This window comes from Bacillus cereus group sp. Bc031, assembly GCF_027716265.1.
GTDB classification, from domain to species: domain Bacteria; phylum Bacillota; class Bacilli; order Bacillales; family Bacillaceae_G; genus Bacillus_A; species Bacillus_A paranthracis.
In genome coordinates this window covers 1-705 of sequence record NZ_JAQFUL010000218.1, presented here as the reverse complement: position 1 = coordinate 705, position 705 = coordinate 1, and the positions used below count along the sequence as shown (strand labels likewise).

Here is a 705-nt window from a genome sequence, read left to right as displayed (position 1 = left end):
GAATTTATATTTTCTAGACATAATAAAACCGCACCTCCAATTGTTAGTTATTTGTCTAACAAATTGGGTGCGGTTCACAGCAGGGTGGTTCTCGCTTTTTTGTATACAGAAATTAGCCACGGACCGACGTATCTTCTACCGATGACAACGCCAGCTCCGGTTAGGATACCATACACTAATTTAATGACAAACATCGCGATCATGTTATCACCTCCCCCTTTTTTCAAAATGGAAGAGATGATTACCACACCTACTAGTTATAGCTTATTAAGTTACAGTTTAATTGTATTATGTTTTAAAATAGGGAACAAGACAAATGGATGAAAAGCCCTAGCGTTCAAACTCAACCCCCCACTGAAAGGCTTTATCTCAGTAGGGGTAGTTGACTCCTTGTTAAATAAACATAACTAAAAAAATAAAGATACTGATAACAATATCCAAATGAAATACACGGCAGAACTAGAAAAAGCAATAAATCAACAAGAACAAACAGCTGCGTTATGTATAGAACTTCAAATACTACACTTGTATGAAGAATGTATCGGTTTTGATATTATCGATCCATCTTTGTATGGCCATGAAATATTAGATTCTTTAAGTGAGCGTTAGAAAGAAGGAGGACTCGATTATAAAATGTACCCTATAGAATAGACACTTAAAAAAAAGTCTATTCTATAGGGTCTTTCTTGTATAATGAGAGAAAAA

Annotated in this window: 1 protein-coding gene; it reads left to right on the top strand. The window is 34.8% G+C overall.

Annotated elements, in window-relative coordinates; genetic code table 11:
* Positions 1-441 precede the first annotated feature (441 nt).
* Positions 442-609 (top strand): hypothetical protein, encoded by a 168-nt coding sequence (locus PDQ33_RS28970; protein WP_175879539.1) that lies wholly within the window; start codon positions 442-444, stop codon positions 607-609.
* Positions 610-705 lie beyond the last annotated feature (96 nt).

Bases quoted from the DNA above. Each gene is read 5' to 3' on its own strand.
- PDQ33_RS28970 (WP_175879539.1), top strand. From the start codon at position 442: ATGAAATACACGGCAGAACTAGAAAAAGCAATAAATCAACAAGAACAA.